The organism is Microbulbifer mixtoriginis (SeqCode) (genome assembly GCF_052466695.1).
The window spans coordinates 1,574,244-1,592,369 of sequence record NZ_CP174285.1; the positions used below are offsets into that span (position 1 = coordinate 1,574,244).

The window sequence follows — 18,126 nt, forward strand, 5'->3', positions numbered from 1 at the left end:
CTATGCCACCAGGTGATGGATGCATGACAGAACTGGACAGAGTCCACGACCAGATTGCGGAATTAGATGTACTTCTGGCGATGGCACAGCTGGCAAAAGCGGAGTGGCACGCCGCCAAAGAGGCTGTGCGCAGCGAATGCCTGGAGACAGCGATACCCAGCCTGCCCAACTTACATCAAAAGGATGAAATGGATTTTCCCATAGAGCCAATGGATCACGCAGTATCCGAGTGCATTGAAACTCACCCAGACGTGCTCGCTGCCTGGGACCTGTTCGAACAGATAGCCCTGGAGCTCGAAATTGAGCTGGAAGTAGCCCACGCACTACTCGATGAATACAAAGCCTGCTCCCACGCACTGATTTGAGGAGACTTTTACTGGCTAATGACCAGCATGCGATTTATCGCCAATTTACGCCGGCAGACACTGGATGCCTTTGCCAACCATATGATTACCGCCGAAGGCTACCTGCTATCTGCCCACCGGATTACCAATCCCAATCTGCAAATGGCGGCAGAAGTGCGCCGCAGAGGGTTGCCCCTGTTTGCCGATAACGGCACCAAACAACTGATTGATGCGGTCATCTCGCAGTTCTCTGAAGAAGCTCGACAAGTAACCCTGCGGGTAAAAGCTCTGCGCCGTCAACTGGGTCAACTGCCCCGCGGCAATGAAGTCCCAAAAGATTTGCGCATATTGGCAGATACACTGGCGGAAAGAGTGCTGGCCAACTGTAATGAGCGTTCAAATAGCATTGATACCAATCTCCTGCTGCAACGCCAGCTATTAATGCACCCCACCCACCTGATCGCTCAGGAGGACTTTGCCACTACCTGCCTGGTGGCTTTGGACCTGGAGCGGGAAATTACCGGCTGGCGACCAGAGCGTATCGCCGCGCGCAATCGTCAGAGCCTGAGACTATGGGAAAAAATCGCTGAACACCCACTAAGCCAAGGCTTGACTGTTTATGCAGTACTGAGCGCAATGGATTACAACACCGGCCGGGACGCCGGTCGGCTGGCCGCACAAAGCGGGGTGCATTCAGCCGCCCTAGGACTGGCCAGTATTTGCGGGGATTTAAATGCGACAGACTTCTTTGTGCTCAACCGAGCCTCTTTCAAACTGGATAGACCTGTACCCCGCCGTTATGTGCGCCTGGCACAGGTTCTTAAAGGCATCACAGATGGCTACAAGGATCACAACATACCCTTGCAAAGATTCCACTGCCTAGGACTCGGTGCTCCATCGCTACTGCCGATTGCCGCAGCTGCCCTGCCGGCAAATACCCAGATTACTGCCGATGCCACCAGCCCAATACATGCCGCAGCTAAAGACCGTGTGCTCTACGATCCGGAGAATTTTGGCGACCGGGCAACCACCAGAGAAATCGTTGAGCGAATAGTAAAAGGGGGCAACTGGCCCTTCCTGAGCCCATTCACCCAAACTTTCAAACAACGTTTTGGACACGACCCCGAAGCCGCCCGAGACTGGTGGAAAGCCCAAGGGCAACCACCTATTAGCAGGGAGGCCTTACAACAACCCAGCAATCTCAGCACGGCACTGCCCCTATTCTGCGAGGCAGACCCACAAATTCGGTCTATCGCTCGGGATACCTGGATAGCACACAATCACTGGGTTCTGGGGGAATTAACTGAGAGTAGAAGCGGCCCGCAAAGACACGAACTTGCTTACCGTATTATTGATCACTGGCTTGAGGGGCCTTCAACAACGACCAGCCGGGGCTTGAAAGCCGCCAAAAGAATCCTGTTAATGTAAACCGATCAAAAAAGGAACCAAGCGGAATTACTCAGCCCACTTTATGGTGAGCGCGGTAACAATCCCCCAGATCCAATTAAAAAATACTACAAAAATTGGGGTAAGCGCCCCCAGCTCAAACCCTGCCATACCTTTACCGGCCATCACAGGAAAAACAACAAAAAGCTGGAACGCCGTGGGGAGTAGGCTCAAGATGCTTCCTTTCAACAACAGCTTTGATGGTAGGAAAGGAAGAATAAAAAACAGACCCCAAATGCCACCCCATACCACTCTGGGATATAGCCATTCAACAGATAATGTAGGGGTGATAGATACACCGAGAGATGGGGTTATTCCAAAATCCCCAAACAACCAGACCACAACGCTATTTGCCACAGCACCCAAACAGCCGGCCGCAAAGAAAATTAGTAGTTTTTTCATTTTTTGCCCCAGAACCTGTAGAAGCCTAAACCTTAAACGCTGACTTTAAAGTAGCAAACTTAAATCCGCGCCAAGATTTCACGCCTGAATAAATTAGAGACCTCCAAGCCAATCTCCTTATCAACAGACCAACACCACCACTACAAATTTTTACGGCAGCAAAAAGCAGCAACCGTTCAACGCCTTTTATTCGAGCCCTTCTGCACAGCCCTCAAAAGACTACAAAACCCACCAATCTGTAATAGACCATCTACTCCCTAAGCAAATAGCAAACTTATTTTTAATACCATACCGTACCAATTAACAAACACTAAAATTCACTTTTAAGACATAAAAAATAAACAATCAGACCCAAAAGAAACCTGAACAAAAATATATTTTAAAAGTGAGAACCAAGGGACCCAACTGATCGAATCGGCAACCTTCAGCGAGAGAAAATACCTATCGTTTAATCCAATAAATTCCTGTAATACATAAGTGGTACATTTATGGTGTTTAACACCAGAAATCAAAATCAATATAGGAACAAGTACTGATGAAAGTACCAGTAGTAGGAATGCTGTACCCGATTTTTTTAGGATTGGCGATACATTCAGCCAGTGTCAATGCGCAATCTTTTGATGAGAGCGCCTATCAAGATAGGCAGCTGCAATATATTGAAGAGGGCGTTTCTTCCACTAATGATACCGCTGTCGTCTTACAGGCATACACCGGCGATGAGCTCAATTGGGAGGCGCTGAATAAGAATTTGGATGTCCTGCGTAATGGCGGCAAGAAGAATTCAGACTTCACCCTTACCAGACTCATCCGTATCCTGTTTTTCCGCCCAGAAATCAAAGATGAACTCTTTGCTGCTTTGGACGGGTATCAATTCTGGTTTAAGGAAGGCGGCACTGGGGATCACGTCTTCGCCTCTGAAAACCATATGATCATGTACACTTCTGCCCAGTATCTTCTACAGGAAAAGTACGGTGCATTTGAGGACGACAGAACTTACAAGCGCTTAAAGCGATACCTGGAAGTAAAAAACCAGTATGGTTTCTATGAGTTTTACTCCCCGGTCTATTACCCCTACACCCTATCTGCGCTACTTAACCTCGTCGATTTTTCTGAAGATGCAGAAATTCGCGAGCTGGCTACGGGCGCTGCGCAACGCTTGCTGCAGGACATATTGCTGGTCACCAACGACCAGGGCATCCTTTTCTCAGCCGCAGGCCGCAGTAATGATGGCTACCGCAGGAACGGTTCCGGCGGCAACATCAACCGCATCATCTACCTGCTAACGGGTCTCGGTAAGGAATCAGTGAGAACACCGAGCCCCGCAGGTGTAATGCTGGCCACCTCAGGCTTGGAAATTACCGATGAGATCTTCAAGTATTTCGGTAAAGACCTGAATATGAATTACTCGGTAGGCCACTCTCTCGGCGATGCCAAAAACGATATTTATGCTGACTTCCCCCGCGAAGAGCGTGTGCCCTTCTATTGGAGTCAAGGGGCTTATTTCCACCCGGATGTAGCTGCCGATACCGCTTGGTTCGTCAGTAAATATCAGCTTGAAGGCTATGAAGGACTGAAAGCCTTCGACCAGTTCCTGGGGCTTTCAGAAGCTGCCGCCCCTGCTGCCGCCAAGGCCGGAGCGGTATTCAGCCGCAGCTCCGTGCTTTCTGGCGCTAACTTTTCCATGTATAAGGATGGCGGTGTGATGATGCACTCCATTCAGAATTACTGGGGTGGTCGCCAGGGCTATCAGCAAACTCCCTGGATCGCCACTACCGGCACCCAATCGGTCTGGGCGAAGGTTGGCGATGGCAACAGCACCATGCAAAACGATCACCATCCCAAGATTAAGCAGGTGAATAATGTTGCCGTAATCCAATACAACCCCTATCCGGCAATTGAACTGTTCCATTCCGGCGGCTCCAACGTGGCATTGCAATGGCCAGAAGGCTTTGAGGAGGAGAAGCGCAGCGGTAACTGGAAATTCGGCAAGGAAGACGACGGCTATATCGCCGTGCGCTATCCCTGCGGTAACGGCGATTCCAATACCGTTAGCTGCGACTGGAACGAACAAACCTGGGTAGTGATTATGGGTAGCGAGGAGCGCTATGGCAGCTTTGAAGCCTTTAGTCAAAAGGTGCTCAATGAGGTCAGCTACGATGCCGACTGGGAGTGGCATGGCTCCTTCTGGAAGGGCACATTGAAATATGTGTATGACTCAGACGTAAAGTTTGATGGAACCGATATCAGCTTAACCTGGTAAGCGCGACTCCTTTCGCTCTTGGGGAGGGGCTCCCCCTCCCCTTTAATCGGCTTTTTAGCTTTCAATACTCTGCGCCCAAAGGCGAAAGTTTTTGCAAAGCTCACACCCTAATTTCTCCCCCGCCGAAAAGCTTCTTTCGCCCCAAAACAATACCCTTCGATTTAGTTGACACAATCAACCACCTAAAATAAAGTTGATAATATCAATCAAGTTAACGCGGCAACCCTGTGAGCTACTCAGTCAACGAAACCCTGCACCAGCTGATCCACGCTTACAAAAAGCAGCTGCGGATCAGCATTCAGGAGCAAAGAATAGACCTTCCGGTAAATCATATTCGCGTGCTCAAGGGAATTTGCAAGTATCCGCAGAGCACCGCACGGTCAATTGCACTGCGAATGAATCAAGATAAGGCCCAGATTACACGGGTACTTAATGAGTTGGTTCAATCCAAACTTATCAAAAAAACAGACAACCCTAATGACCGCCGCAGTCAGTTCCTTGCTCCCACAGCATCAGGAAAAAAGATTCTTGAAAAAGTGCAAAACCTGGAAACAAAGGTTATCGCTGTAATGACTCACAACCTGAGCGAAAAAGAACTCAAGGCGTTTGCCCATATCGCTAGCGTTATGATCGAGAGCCTGACCGAACATCCTACTTCAGATTAAGGAGCCTCAATACATGGCTGAAAAACGCACACGAGAGCTGGTCGTTTTGCGCTCCACCAAAGTCTCAGAGCACATGTTACGTATCACTCTGGGTGGCGAAGGGTTGGAATCCTTTCCCTGCGACCAGGAAAGCGCCTATATAAAACTGGTTTTCCCTCAGGATGAAGGTGAACGCCCACTGATGAGAAGCTATACCATCAGGCACCAACGGCAGACAGAAATCGATATCGACTTCGCTTTGCATGAACATGAAGGGCCTGCCTCAAATTGGGCGGCCAATGCACAACCCGGAGACTCTATTCTGATAGGAGGGCCTGGCCCCAAGAAGCTGGTTAACCCCGAGGCCGACTGGTTTTTACTCGCTGGCGATATGACCGCCCTACCCGCCATCAGCGTTAACCTGGCCCAACTACCCGAGGAGGCCAGCGGATATGCTGTGATAGAAGTTTCAAGCGAATCGGATATTCAGCCACTGAAACACCCAAAAAACCTGCAACTGTACTGGGTGGTAAATTCCTTCCCCACCGGCGAACTACTGCTTCCTAAGATTCAGGCACTGCCCTGGCTTCCAGGCCAAGCCGCCATTTGGGCCGCCTGCGAATTTAGTAGCATGCGGCAGTTACGGAAATTTTTTAAACAGGATAAAGAAATCCCCAAAACCCATATTTACATTTCCAGCTACTGGAAACTTGGGGACTCTGATGAAGGGCACAAGCTCGCGAAAAAACTGGATAACGAGCAGGCCTAAAGGGGAAAATTTGCAGATTTTAGAGGCCACAAAAGCAGCGGGGGAGTAACCCCCTCCCCTAGGGCCTTTCAGGCACTAACACTAAGTACGCTAAACCCATAATAGTTTGCCCGCATTTCACAGCGGCGTTATGTTTCCACACCTCAGTAGCAGAAGCCCTCCATTACTATAAGGCAAACCACTTTCGCGAAAATTACTCTTTATCCTGATCGATCCATCCGATACCAATAATTAGCAATATAACCCCGTTCATCTACCTGTAGCGCCTGGCGGGTAATTTCTGGAACGCCATTCTCACAGTGCCATGCATAGATAGTCACCCGTCCAGTCACAACGGCTGGTATAGATTCCGACGCAGGGTTGCTCTTACAGTAAGCGGCAATTGCCTCACTGGGCTCCTTCGAAGTGTCCGCCTTTTCTTCACAGGGAAGATTGGCGCCGACAAAACACGCATAGACTCCGCCATGCATACAACGCCAAAAAGTACCCCCCGCAACCCAATCCCTCGGAGCACCGGCAGAAATACCAGCCGCCTGGTAAATACCCGATAACACTACCTGCGGTTTTGCCGGGCCGATATAGGGTTCTTGCGGGCTATCGGCATTGACCACAACTCGGCAATAAGCCACGGGGTCATTAAAGGCCCCAAGATACCTTCCTTTATTTTGCTCCGTCTCTGCCAGGCCCAAACTCCCACAAAGCCCCAGAATCAGGCATGCCAAGATACATGAAATATGCCGAATCATATTTGGCCTCTTCTCGCTGCTAACAAGCCCCAGCCACTGCTCTGGCGCCATTAGCGCCTCAACAGTCCTTCCGCGAACAGGGCTCTCTATAGATTAGCCAGCCCAGGCATACCGAAGGCCCACCACAGCAGCGCAAAAAACAATCAATGAGAGACTGTCGCCAACACGAATTATCCGGCAGTGACTTCCACTACCTAAGCCGCTGCATCACGCTCAGGATAGAAGGGTATAAATGCCCTTGACGCCATCCGGCAGCTGAATCACCATCCCCGACATCTAGGGATCCCGAAATTATTTTATTTTTCTAACTTTTCTTCTATTGGAAGACCATTTCCAAGATGACACCAACCACCTGTAGGAATCCCCGCCCTTTTAGCGGGGGAGGATATTAAATTTCAGACCTTTGCTTTAAGATCGCTTGAAACAACTGATTAGGAGGTTTTTATCAAGCCGAGTGGCCAGTTCTACCCTTCAGTTCTGCCCTTTAGTGGACAGAAATATAACCAGCCACAAGGCCTCAATCTCACTTTTTGCAGCAATAGCCGCCATTGAATAGACCGTACCCGGCGAATAGAAAATAAATAAGCCGGCACATGGTAAGTCTTTACTGGAAAGTACTAAGCGTAAATAAAAAACTTATCCTTTCAAAAGGCTACGCATACTTTTTCCTGAAAACTGCCAACAAAAATGTTACCAAGGCTCCAGCTGGTTTATTAATTATTCAATGAATTCACTTTAAGTCTTCAGATTTTGGTACCCCGAAGCACTAGAAAGCCCCGATCCAAAAACCCAAAGGAGATTAATCATGGAAATGAACTTTAAAGACAGAGGATTCCTCTCAACGTGGCACTTAAATATGGTCACTTTTGATAGAGAAGATAACCTGTGGTGTGTGGGAACTTCGAATAACATCGGAAAGTGGAATTCAAGAACTTTTGGCCTCGTTGACAAAAAAGAGTACAACCAATCCTGGGATTCCAAAATGATTGCATTTGACAAGTCAAATGCAATGTGGAGCGTTGGAACTAAAGGTAATCTTGCCAAGTGGAATACCACCACTGGAGCATGGGAGGAACCGGACATTGAAAAGCCCTGGGACCTAAAAATGATTGCCTTCGATAACTCCGGAGAAATGTGGTGTGTTGGTGAAAAAGGTAACGTAGGCAAATGGAACCCCATTGACAACAAGTGGGATGATCAGGGTGATCTGGGCGGCTGGAAACTGGACTGGATTGCCTTTAGGCCCGGTGACCCAAGAGGTGATATCTACTGCGTGGGAACCGAAAGCAACCTGGGACTCTACGATCCTAAATTCCCAAATGACACTTTCCATATCGCATCCAACTTTGAATGTAAAAGCCTCTATTTCCACGAAATATTTGGATATTGTGTCGGCACTAAAGACAATATGGGTGTATCAATTTAGTAGTCAGTAATTTCAGCTAGTGGATAATATTAATTATTCACTAGCTATTTGGCAGCCCAACTCAAAAAGTGAACCTCTCGCGTTTTTAAGGTGTGGCGCATTAATAACATGTTTAACGCTCTAGCCGTGACATTAGTACTCGGAAACTACGCACAGTCACTCACACCAAAGTCTACCCAGCCCCAAAACCACCGGATAGTAGAAACAACAACTTGCCCACTACTTTAAACAAGCCTGCAACCTCACAGGCCTCTAACCTATATCACCTGTAACACAAGCTCGTTAGTAGCGGACTGGCAATAGCGCTTTCTCAGCTTCTCAACAGCCCGGAAAAAATTTTATCTCAATAAGAAACAGATTTCCCTTTGGAGATATCTATTATCGTGGAATTGATTACATAGCCGTACCGAAACTACGAAAAGAATACGCAGTGAAGATCCCCGCGCTGGCCATACTATGCAATCAGGATTAAGTTTCTGTCTCACTCCCAAGCCACGAAGCCCGCAATAGAAATCTGAGCCGGGTGTGCTCTCGTAAATACTGCACCAAGAGCTCGCGCCAGTGGACCTTTCATTTTGCTGGTGAAAATTGGCCGCTTTCACAAAAATCTATAGACCACTTAACTGACATAGTGTGCAGCCCAGCACGGAACAAAGCACTGCCTGCAGAGAGCTGGTCCTGGGTGACAATGATCCAATGATCTACTGTTGATCAGCTAACCGTCGCTCCAACAGCTGCTGAAGGTGATCCCGCTACCGTACTCGACTCAACAATAAAAACAGTAGGATCGCTGTACGTTACTGGCAGGTATTTGGCACTGTACGGCTAATAGAGCTTATTGCGCAGCTTGGCAGCGAAGGTGGGTGGCATACATTGGCATACCGCAGATTTTGGCAAGCCCTTGACTATGGTACTACAGGCAAGGGACAAGGCGCTGAGCTTCCAGCCGGATCTCAAATCGAATCACCGGATTACTTCACCTTCAGTGCAGACCTGATTGCGCCTATCGATGAAGGCCACCGTAGCAACGAAAACCGTATCCGTGCACGCCCACCTTTGTATCCTCATTTAGTAAAAGCACTACCTTAGAGATTTTACCGCTTACTGGATCTAGTGATGCCCAAGTGGGAAGACACGAAATCAAACTGGATGCTATGGCGAATTTGATTCTGGATGATACCCTGCCCCATTCTTTTAGCCGATACTAATTTCAACTTTCGTATGGAACCTACTGCCACCTCAGGGAAAAATCATATGAGTAACACAGCGTGGGTGACCAGCGCCATCTCCGAAGCCGATACCCTTTGGCAAAATTCGCGTACATCGATCGAAGGCAAGTCATTTAGTGATGTGCAGGACTCTAACGGCCTCCAGTATGTCGACCTGGTGATGGAAGGCGGTGGCATGCTAGGGATTGCCCTGGTGGGCTACACCTACATCCTTGAGAAGGCCGGTATTCGCTTTCGCAAGGTTGCAGGTACTTCTGCAGGTGCCATCAATGCACTATTTTTAGCCGCTGCCGGTACGCCGAGCTCACTTAAGAGTGCAAAGTTACTGGATATTATGGCTAAGGCGGACTTTGCCAGCTTTGAAGATGGTGAGCGCTTTGCGCGTAAAACGGTGCAGCGCTTGCTCAAAGGCAAAGGGCTTTTTAGTAGCCTGGCCCTACACCCATTCGACTCCCTGCGTACCTGCAAACAGCTATTGCGAGATAAGGGTCTCAATCCTGGCGACACTTTTAGCCAATGGTTACAAGAAGAGTTACGCCAGCTGGGCATTACCAATACCGCACAACTTAAGCAGCGTATCAACCAGTTTCCCACTCTCCATTATCGGGGAGTACCCGATCATCAGGTGGGCGCTGCAGAAGTGGCGCTGGTAGCAGCAGATATTACCACTGAGACACGAGCTGTTTTTCCGGCAAAAGCCCCTCTCTACTTTAGCAACCCGGATGCGATAAATCCCGCCGAATTCGTACGGGCTTCTATGTCTGTGCCGGGTTTTTTCAAACCCTATACAGTGAAGAATATTCCCCAGCTGGATGAATGCAGTTCAGTGGCCGAGAACTGGCGCAGTATCAAGGGAATTGGTGATCCCAGGCTGTTCTTTAAAAATGGTTTTCCTAAAGAAATTCAGTTTGTGGATGGTGGCCTGGTATCCAACTTCCCCTTTGATATCTTCCACAAGCCAGTCGGTACCCCCAAACTACCCACTTTTGGTATTAAGTTGGAAGTGGACCACTATCAACCCAAGTCTGACAAGGTGGGGCGCTTTGCCATGGGGCTAATCAATACCTGCCGTAACATGCTCGACAACCATGTGCGGGCCAGCCTAAATGCGGAATACCACACGCTGGTGAAAGAGATCGCTATAGAACCTATGACCAACGGTGAGCATCCCCACTGGTTGGATTTCGCCATGCCAGGAGAACACTGCGAACACCTGTTCCTGTCCGGCGTAAGAGCGGCGATCGAGTTCCTAAGCAACGGATTTCAATGGGAGGATTATCTTGTGCTGCGCCGGCCGGAAGTTTTCTACTCTGGGGAGCAGTTGGCTTAAGGAAAGAAAGCCGGGTAAAAAGTACCCGGCTTAAATTTTTTTAAGGGTGATTAGAAGGAACGGCGTCGATAACTGCGATAGTTTGCGTGCCAGAAGTTGCGCTTGAGAGACCTCTCTAACTGCTCGTGGCTCACTTTGGGGGCAACTCCATCGAGCTGTGCCTGAGCAGCTACAGCTCTGGCGATATCAATGCTCACCTCACGAATATCATCCAAGTGCGGCAGCAGCGCGCCCTCCCCCTGCTTCACCACTGGTGCCTGCTCCGCCAGGGCGTTGGAAGCTGCCATCAACATGCCATCGGTAACCCGTGTGGCGTTGGCTGCGATCACCCCAAGACCGATACCAGGAAAGATATACACATTGTTGCACTGAGCAACCGGGTGGTGGCGCCCATCAATTTCCACGGCAGCAAAAGGACTACCGGTAGCCACCAGCGCCTCTCCCTTAGTCCAGGTATATATTTCCGTAGGAGTCGCCTCCGCGCGGGAGGTGGGGTTTGAAAGCGGCATCACCAGTGGGCGCTCATGACCAGCTTGTAACGCCTCAATTACTTGTTGGTTAAACAACCCACCTTGCCCGGATACGCCAATAAGAATACTTGGTTTCACCTTACTGATCAGACTTTGCAGGTCTGACTCTGGCGCCCCATCGAAGATATCCGGTGACTGAGCCAGTGCAGCCTGGAAGTCGTGCAGCCCCTTCATATCCGAGGTGACCAATCCATAGCGATCAAACATAAAAATACGCGAGCGCGCATCCGTATCACTGAGCCCCGCCTGTACCATGGCGGACACCACCTGTTCAGCAATTCCGCAACCGGCAGAACCAGCACCCACAATCAAAACCCGCTGGGCTGTTAAGGGCTCCTGCCAGGTTTTACAAGCAGCCAAAATAGTGCCCAGGGTAACAGCGGCGGTACCCTGGATATCGTCATTGAAACAGCAGATTTGATCCCTATAGCGCTGCAGTAACGGCATGGCATTTGTTTGAGCAAAATCTTCAAACTGCACCAAAACCTTGGGCCAGCGACGCTTCACCGCCTCGATAAACTGCTCTAAAAACTCATCGTACTCCTTCTGAGAGATACGCTCATGGCGCCAACCCATATACATAGGATCGCTGAGCAGAGTGCGGTTATTGGTGCCAACATCCAAAGTGACCGGAAGTGTGTAAGCTGGGCTGATACCACCACAGGCGGTGTATAGAGATAATTTACCAATGGGAATCCCCATGCCGCCAATACCCTGGTCGCCAAGACCGAGGATACGCTCACCATCGGTAACGACGATAACCTTGACGTTTTCCTTAGTGGCACTGCGCAAGATATCATCTATGTATTCTCGGTCTGGGTAGGAAACAAACAGACCTCGATGGTTGCGATAAATATTAGAGAATTCCTCACAGGCCGCCCCAACGGTAGGCGTATAGATGATCGGCAGCATTTCATCAATATGATGCTCAATCAGGTAAAAGAACAACGTTTCATTATCGTCCTGTATACCACGCAAAAAGATATGCTTATCCAGGCCAGTCTTACACTGTTGGTACTGGTAATAGGCCCGTCGAGCCTGTTCCTCAATAGTCTCTACATTGGTCGGCAAGAGACCCGCCAGATTAAACTCGAGCCTCTCCTCTAGGGTAAATGCACTGCCTTTGTTTAGCAGTGGCATTTCCAGTAGAGAGGGGCCAGCATGCGGGATATATAAGGGACGCTTTTCGTTGTTGCTCATAAACCTGCTTTTTCAATGCGGTGATAGACGAGACATATTGCGCAAAAAAGCTTCCAACCTTACTGAATAATGCAAAGGGAGCCACTAATTTGCACAGACCCGCCAGTCCAAGGGGGCTTAAAGACTATCTAGTGTTATGGACTTTAACAAGGCCTACCCTCTGTACCTTGGGATCAAGATAAGTGCCTTTTAATCATGCTAGCTTGCTTTTTACCGATGCTCTCAGGGGAGAGACTAAACGACTCCAGGGGCAAAGAGAGTAAGAAATAAACAACTGCAAAGCCTGTGAGGAGAAGTGTGCTACCCATCTGTATTTCCCTCCAAGCCCCATAGTTTCATGGGAATTCTCAGGGGGAAGTTAGGAAAATGTGGTTAGAAAGCTTGAGGGAGGAAGAATCGGTACCTACAAAGACAAAGTATCGAAGAGGTGGGAAATAGGATGTCACCAACCAGCACCTAGCTCACAAGCAAACAGAAACAGCAATAGTAGTACTGTCTATTTTGGCGCTGGGACATGTCCATAGTGACCATGCTGTCTATCTGGGCGTCATGAAGTTTTGGTAAAGCAGGCGATCATTTTTCAACCATCAGAAAGCCTTTCGGCAAAAGCTCTTTGTAGAAGCGAAGCAAGATAGAGGGGCCCTAAACCTGTAGGCACAGTCTTCTTAGGAACCCCCAAGGCCACTATTTGATTGAAATGGCAACTCTTATCTCATTTGGGCTCAGGTAATGTTCAAAGTCTGTGGTGTAGGCTCTTTGGTGAGGACAATCCGGTGAAGAAAAGTAATTCCATATCTCACCCCATATGTCGATAACCGTCTGCGGCATTTCCCCCTGGGCGGAAAACACTAGATACTTACCCGATTGCACATGTATCGGCTTGAAATCTTCGGACATATCTGTTGAAAGCAGATCTGAGCAAGCATAGATATCAAACAACCCGCTATGGTCTGACTCATAGTTGGTATAAACCCCATAAATCTGGGGAGCCCCCGTAAACTTGGGAGCTGCCTCGGTACTAAACTTCTCCCACAGGGGAGCTATTTGCGCAGTAGAGGCATCCGCCTCATTCTCATTCTTTGTTCTTGCGCAGAGCCCCACCAGATCAAAGCCGGGAATTTGTTCAACGACCATAACTACCTCATTTTTATCAATTATTGATGTTACTTGTATTCCAATACACAGCTAAGTGCATGGATGAACAACTAAAGGGGTTCACCTTAAAGCTAAGGGTAGCTCCTTCCCTGTAGTAATTTCCTTGCTTTGAGCCCCAAACCGAAGAAAAATTCCACAACTACCTCTTGCTGAGTTAATCGAGTTTTTCTGGCCTGTAACGGTTGAGAAATTGAACCGCCTCGTCACGCTGTTCCAAAGAGAAGCACTGGATATCTATATTCCAAAATATCTTATCTTCAGCCTTCACAATCTTTTGTAGCCATTGCTTATCCGTCAGAATGACTGCCGCAGAGATATTAGAAATACCAACATTAACCATGTATTTCAATTTTTCTAGCACTGCCGAGAACTCAAGCCCCTTAAATGACTCAATTTCCTCATAGATAGTGATCCTCTTATACTTCTCACCAAGCAACTTTGCTTGAGCCAAAGTCTCAGAAACATCACTTTCTGTAATTGAATCAGATACCCTGAAAGCGAGGGCATTAGGAATACCGATATCTATCGCTTTGATCATCTCGTTAATCCCATTTCCAATAATCTACAGTCAGGAATTAATAATATGCTGTGGACAGCACCATCCTATTTATCACATTAAGCTTATTTTAAGCGCAGGATAAAAGTATCAGGAGGAAATACTCTACAACGCTCTACAGGAATCTGCTTTCTTTTTGATTTGCAAGGCAATCTCTTTCGTTAAGATTTGCCCACCTAACGACCAGTTTTCTGCCTCAACCAAGTCTAAAGAAACCCACACATGCTGCCTAAAACTCTCATCTCCGCCGCCTTCGACCTCCACCATAATATCACTGATTTTTTGCAGCAACTCCCTCTTCACACGCTCATCAACTAGCTCTTTAACTGTTGTAATTGTTACATGTGGCATAAAACCCTCCAATTGGTACTAAGTGAAATTTAGAAAATCAATCAAACTTAAAACAACTCTTCAGAAGACAAAAAGGCATTAGATAGAACCATCTCTCAATGGAATGCAATAACTGCAGAGCTAAAAGATGCATGGTAGCAATGACTAAAAATTCATTCTTAAACTCAAACTCTCCACAGGTCAGCACTCCATCTACTACAAACCCATCAAATACTGTATATAAATACAACACTGGGTAAACAGCAATTAATTTCAACTCAGGATCGGGGATACCTCGCAATCCAGAGACTACGAGGCCGGCTTAAGGTACACGCAGAGAGTTGAGTCTTCTATTTTACTTGCTCATTACTATGAAAGAGATCTAAGGTCTTTAGAGCAAGAGCAACCAGATCCGCACTGGATTCTAAGTCCACATTCTTTATAACAGTCACTGCCCGCTGGTGTTCAGGACAAAGTATAAGCACACTTGTACTTCCTATACTTAGCCCCGTGTGGTATAGCAAATTAGGGTGTACTTGGAGAATACGCCTTATATCCGCATACTCTTCCGAGTTATATCCAGCTAAGAAATCTTGCCCCCCAAGAAACCAACCAATACCAATATTGGTTTCTGTTCCATCTGAAAGTTTAGAGTTAGTAAATAGCTCAGAAATGGATTCCTCCTGCAGAAAACCAGGCTTCAGATGAGAAAGCGCAAATTTAACCACATCTTTTGGCGTAGATAATATTCCACCGCCAGCATACTTATAGCTACTATTCACCTCTGGAGAATTTATAAGCACACCTGTAAAAAAAGAATAAGCGCCCTGTCTACTTGGAATAATTGGTGCCGCATCATCAAAGGTAGTTCTCTTCAATCCTAGAGGTTCAAAAACTTCAGTGCTAACTATCTCCTTAAAGGTTTCCCCTTTTGCTGACTCCATTGCCGCACTCAGAAGAGTCCAATTATAAGTAGAATAACTCTGATCCGAACCGGGAACAAAAAGCAAAGGGTCATTTTTAAAAATATTCAAAGCTTCTAAAGTGTTGTTGTATTGTACATTCGAGAGAAATTCATGCGGAATAATGTAGTCACGAATTCCAGAGGTGTGATTGGTTAACTGGCGCAAGCTTATCGCTGGGTGGGTTTCAGGCCAGTCTGGCACCAAAAGTCTTACCTCTGAATCCAAATTTAAAACTCCCTGCTCTACCAGACGCATCAAAGCAGCCGCAGTAATCACCTTAGAAACGCTTCCAATACGGAGTTTTGTTTTTTTGGTCATAGGAACTTTAGACTCAAGATCTGAATACCCAAACCCTTTAGCCCACTGAATGCCGTTAGTATCGCCAACGGCCACGCTAATACCAGGAACAGTATCTGAGGAAACGGCCTGTTCAAACAAAAGTTTTGCTTGCTGTGGAGCACTATCAGCACCCTTTGATTGTAGGGGCAACCATAGAGCCGCTGAAGCGATCAATATTATAAATTTATACATATCACCAAATTCCATTTGTAAATTTCATATACAGAGACGCCCATAAGGCACCTGAGACACTATACAGGCATATAAAGGAAGTAAGCTAATTTAACTTTTGATCAGGCAGATAAGGTACGATAGAACCGAAAACAAGGGGAAAGATAACTTAAAATAACTTTTTAACTTTAAGAATTGAACACTATTCAAACTTTGGGGAAACGCCTTGTTTTAGATTAAGGGCAAAATCATTAGGTTACCTTTAAAACCACAGCAACTATACTTGCCCCCCCTAAACCTGAATGACAATTTGTATCAAACCAGAGCGTTGTTAATTACAACAGCTTGTTGCTACGCATCAAAGTGCATCCAGGAAAAATCATCTATGTGCTTTACTTGACTTAAAGCGATTACTATAGACCTGAGCTTCCGACCCTCCTTCTCTATTAAGAGAGTAATTCATCACCTTTTCATGCCCTGTGACCTAATTTAGCGCCCTATGAAAATTCAGTTACTACCCGAAGCTCCAGCCTCTAGCTGTTTTTGTACTTTTTCCAAATTGAAAGAGCCGGGAACTTGACTGGGGGGGTATTCCTTCATGGTGCTCAGGAACTTGGCAGCGAGCTGCTGCATAGGAACCAATACAAATGCACGATCAATAAACCAATCATTATAGGTATTGGAGCTATGTTGTGCTTTTTCGAAAGGATCCTGACGTAAATTAAACAGTAAAGGAATACGTAGTTCAGTAAAAGGTTCGCGCCAGACTTCAAAACCTTTACCACGATTCTCCAAGAAAATGGCTTTCCATGGCTCGTAACGCATAGCGACTATTTGACCATCATCATTAACATATATAAATTCCTTTCGTGGTGACAACTTGGCCTTACCAGAAAAGTAATCCAACATGTTATAACCGTCGACATAGTTGCGGTAGCGGCGACCGTTCAATTCTACCCCCTGCTTTAGTTGCTCTTTGATATTAGGGTTTCCGCCGGCGGCAGCCAGTGTTGGCAGCCAGTCTTCATGGGAAACGATGCCCGTCAGGGTAGTGCCAGCTGGGAATTTTCCAGGCCAGCGAACAAAAGCTGGTACCCGATAAGCCCCCTCCCAGTTGGAGTTCTTTTCACTGCGAAAGGGAGTTGTGGCCGCGTCAGGCCAGGTATTGAAGTGTGGTCCATTATCGGTGGAATAAAATACAATCGTATTGTCAGCAATTTTTAGACGATCGAGTAAACTCAGTAATTTTCCCACCAGGATGTCATGCTCTACCATGCCATCCATATACTCGTTGCTGTTCGGTCCAGCCAGATTTTTATGCTCCTCTCGCACATGAGTACGAAAATGCATCCGAGTAGCATTCCACCAGACAAAGAAAGGCTTTCCGGCCTGATGAGCACGCTCTATAAAGTCAATAGCTGCAGCTAGAGTTTCATCATCAATTGTCTCCATGCGTTTTTTAGTGAGCGGGCCTGTGTCCTCAATGGAGCCACCCGCATAAGACTTGATCACTCCGCGTGGGCCAAATTTTTTGCGGAATTCAGGATTTTTGGGGTAATCGCGATTCTCTGGCTCTTCTTCAGCATTGAGATGGTAGAGATTTCCGAAAAACTCATCAAACCCATGGTTAGTGGGCAGATGTTCATTCCGGTCACCCTGGTGATTCTTACCAAACTGACCAGTAACATAACCGAGGCTTTTCATAACTGTGGCAATTGTCGCATCACTCTTTTGCCAGCCTTCCTTGGCTCCTGGGAGCCCTACTTTGGTCATTCCAGTACGCACTGGCACATTACCTGCCAGGAAAGCGGCCCTTCCGGCCGTACAAGATTGCTGGCCGTAGTAATCGGTAAATGACAGCCCCTCAACAGCCAATCGATCAATGTTGGGCGTTGCATAACCCATCATGCCTCGGCTATTAAAACTGATATTCCAAATACCGATATCATCCCCCCAAATCACCAGGATATTGGGCTTTGTAAGCGGGGTGTCTTGAACTTGAAGCTCCGGTGGGGCTTGAGTTTGCCCCTGCTCCTCCAACTGAGGATGAGGCTGAGGCTGAGGCTGAGGCTGAGGCTGAGGCTGAGGCTGAGGCTGAGCAATAACGTGCCATTGCAAAAAACACAATACAATTGCACCCATGAACAATCGACGGAATACCAGAGTGGATGAAAACATATTGGATCTCATAAATCATTTAACATCTATAGAGAGTGCATATAGCGACAAATAAACCTCTATTGACAACAAAAACCTTTTAATAATTACTGGTGCCAATAGGTGT

At 47.3% G+C, this 18,126-nt stretch carries 16 protein-coding genes; 8 read left to right on the forward strand and 8 right to left on the reverse strand.

Annotation, left to right across the window (positions count from 1 at the left end; all coding sequences use genetic code 11):
• The first annotated feature begins 23 nt into the window (after positions 1-23).
• Positions 24-365, forward strand: coding sequence for a hypothetical protein (locus ACJJI0_RS06825; protein WP_444885255.1), 342 nt, complete (start codon positions 24-26; stop codon positions 363-365).
• A gap of 18 nt (positions 366-383) precedes the next feature.
• Positions 384-1,772 (forward strand): hypothetical protein, encoded by a 1,389-nt coding sequence (locus ACJJI0_RS06830; protein WP_444885256.1) that lies wholly within the window; start codon positions 384-386, stop codon positions 1,770-1,772.
• A gap of 27 nt (positions 1,773-1,799) precedes the next feature.
• Here ACJJI0_RS06830 and ACJJI0_RS06835 read toward each other — a convergent pair whose 3' ends face one another.
• Entirely contained in the window at positions 1,800-2,192 is a 393-nt protein-coding gene (locus ACJJI0_RS06835; protein WP_444885257.1) for a hypothetical protein, read from the reverse strand.
• A 535-nt stretch (positions 2,193-2,727) separates the two neighbouring features.
• Here ACJJI0_RS06835 and ACJJI0_RS06840 point away from each other — a divergent pair.
• From ACJJI0_RS06840 to ACJJI0_RS06850, 3 genes are all read left to right on the forward strand, one after another.
• Positions 2,728-4,452, forward strand: a complete 1,725-nt coding sequence (locus ACJJI0_RS06840) for a hypothetical protein (protein ID WP_252085563.1) — start codon at positions 2,728-2,730, stop codon at positions 4,450-4,452.
• Positions 4,453-4,679: 227 nt separating this feature from the next.
• The gene (locus ACJJI0_RS06845) at positions 4,680-5,117 is read left to right on the forward strand and encodes a MarR family winged helix-turn-helix transcriptional regulator (RefSeq protein ID WP_444885258.1); all 438 of its coding nucleotides are present in this window, start codon (positions 4,680-4,682) and stop codon (positions 5,115-5,117) included.
• A 13-nt stretch (positions 5,118-5,130) separates the two neighbouring features.
• Complete coding sequence (locus ACJJI0_RS06850) at positions 5,131-5,865, forward strand: siderophore-interacting protein (RefSeq protein ID WP_444885259.1); 735 nt, start codon at positions 5,131-5,133, stop codon at positions 5,863-5,865.
• A gap of 200 nt (positions 5,866-6,065) precedes the next feature.
• Here the strand turns inward: ACJJI0_RS06850 and ACJJI0_RS06855 are convergent, their stop codons facing one another.
• Entirely contained in the window at positions 6,066-6,611 is a 546-nt protein-coding gene (locus ACJJI0_RS06855) for a hypothetical protein (protein ID WP_444885260.1), read from the reverse strand.
• Positions 6,612-7,416: 805 nt separating this feature from the next.
• Here ACJJI0_RS06855 and ACJJI0_RS06860 point away from each other — a divergent pair.
• The 3 genes from ACJJI0_RS06860 to ACJJI0_RS06870 all read left to right on the forward strand — a co-directional run bounded on the left by ACJJI0_RS06860 (position 7,417) and on the right by ACJJI0_RS06870 (position 10,596).
• The gene (locus ACJJI0_RS06860) at positions 7,417-8,037 is read left to right on the forward strand and encodes an NHL repeat-containing protein (RefSeq protein ID WP_444885261.1); all 621 of its coding nucleotides are present in this window, start codon (positions 7,417-7,419) and stop codon (positions 8,035-8,037) included.
• 873 nt (positions 8,038-8,910) lie between these two features.
• On the forward strand, positions 8,911-9,126 hold the full coding sequence (locus ACJJI0_RS06865; RefSeq protein WP_444885262.1) for a hypothetical protein: 216 nt from the start codon (positions 8,911-8,913) through the stop codon (positions 9,124-9,126).
• A gap of 165 nt (positions 9,127-9,291) precedes the next feature.
• On the forward strand, positions 9,292-10,596 hold the full coding sequence (locus ACJJI0_RS06870; RefSeq protein WP_444885263.1) for a patatin-like phospholipase family protein: 1,305 nt from the start codon (positions 9,292-9,294) through the stop codon (positions 10,594-10,596).
• 50 nt (positions 10,597-10,646) lie between these two features.
• Here ACJJI0_RS06870 and ACJJI0_RS06875 read toward each other — a convergent pair whose 3' ends face one another.
• The 6 genes from ACJJI0_RS06875 to ACJJI0_RS06900 all read right to left on the reverse strand — a co-directional run bounded on the left by ACJJI0_RS06875 (position 10,647) and on the right by ACJJI0_RS06900 (position 18,020).
• A complete protein-coding gene (locus ACJJI0_RS06875) occupies positions 10,647-12,326 on the reverse strand; it encodes an NAD-dependent malic enzyme (RefSeq protein ID WP_252085557.1) in 1,680 nt (559 codons plus the stop codon).
• Positions 12,327-13,010: 684 nt separating this feature from the next.
• Positions 13,011-13,460 (reverse strand): GyrI-like domain-containing protein, encoded by a 450-nt coding sequence (locus ACJJI0_RS06880; protein ID WP_444885264.1) that lies wholly within the window; start codon positions 13,458-13,460, stop codon positions 13,011-13,013.
• A gap of 175 nt (positions 13,461-13,635) precedes the next feature.
• Positions 13,636-14,019, reverse strand: coding sequence for a SpoIIAA family protein (locus tag ACJJI0_RS06885; RefSeq protein ID WP_444885265.1), 384 nt, complete (start codon positions 14,017-14,019; stop codon positions 13,636-13,638).
• Positions 14,020-14,142: 123 nt separating this feature from the next.
• The gene (locus ACJJI0_RS06890; protein ID WP_444885266.1) at positions 14,143-14,388 is read right to left on the reverse strand and encodes a tautomerase family protein; all 246 of its coding nucleotides are present in this window, start codon (positions 14,386-14,388) and stop codon (positions 14,143-14,145) included.
• A gap of 329 nt (positions 14,389-14,717) precedes the next feature.
• Positions 14,718-15,878, reverse strand: a complete 1,161-nt coding sequence (locus ACJJI0_RS06895) for a serine hydrolase domain-containing protein (protein ID WP_444885267.1) — start codon at positions 15,876-15,878, stop codon at positions 14,718-14,720.
• 471 nt (positions 15,879-16,349) lie between these two features.
• The gene (locus ACJJI0_RS06900; RefSeq protein ID WP_444885268.1) at positions 16,350-18,020 is read right to left on the reverse strand and encodes an arylsulfatase; all 1,671 of its coding nucleotides are present in this window, start codon (positions 18,018-18,020) and stop codon (positions 16,350-16,352) included.
• Positions 18,021-18,126: the final 106 nt, after the last annotated feature.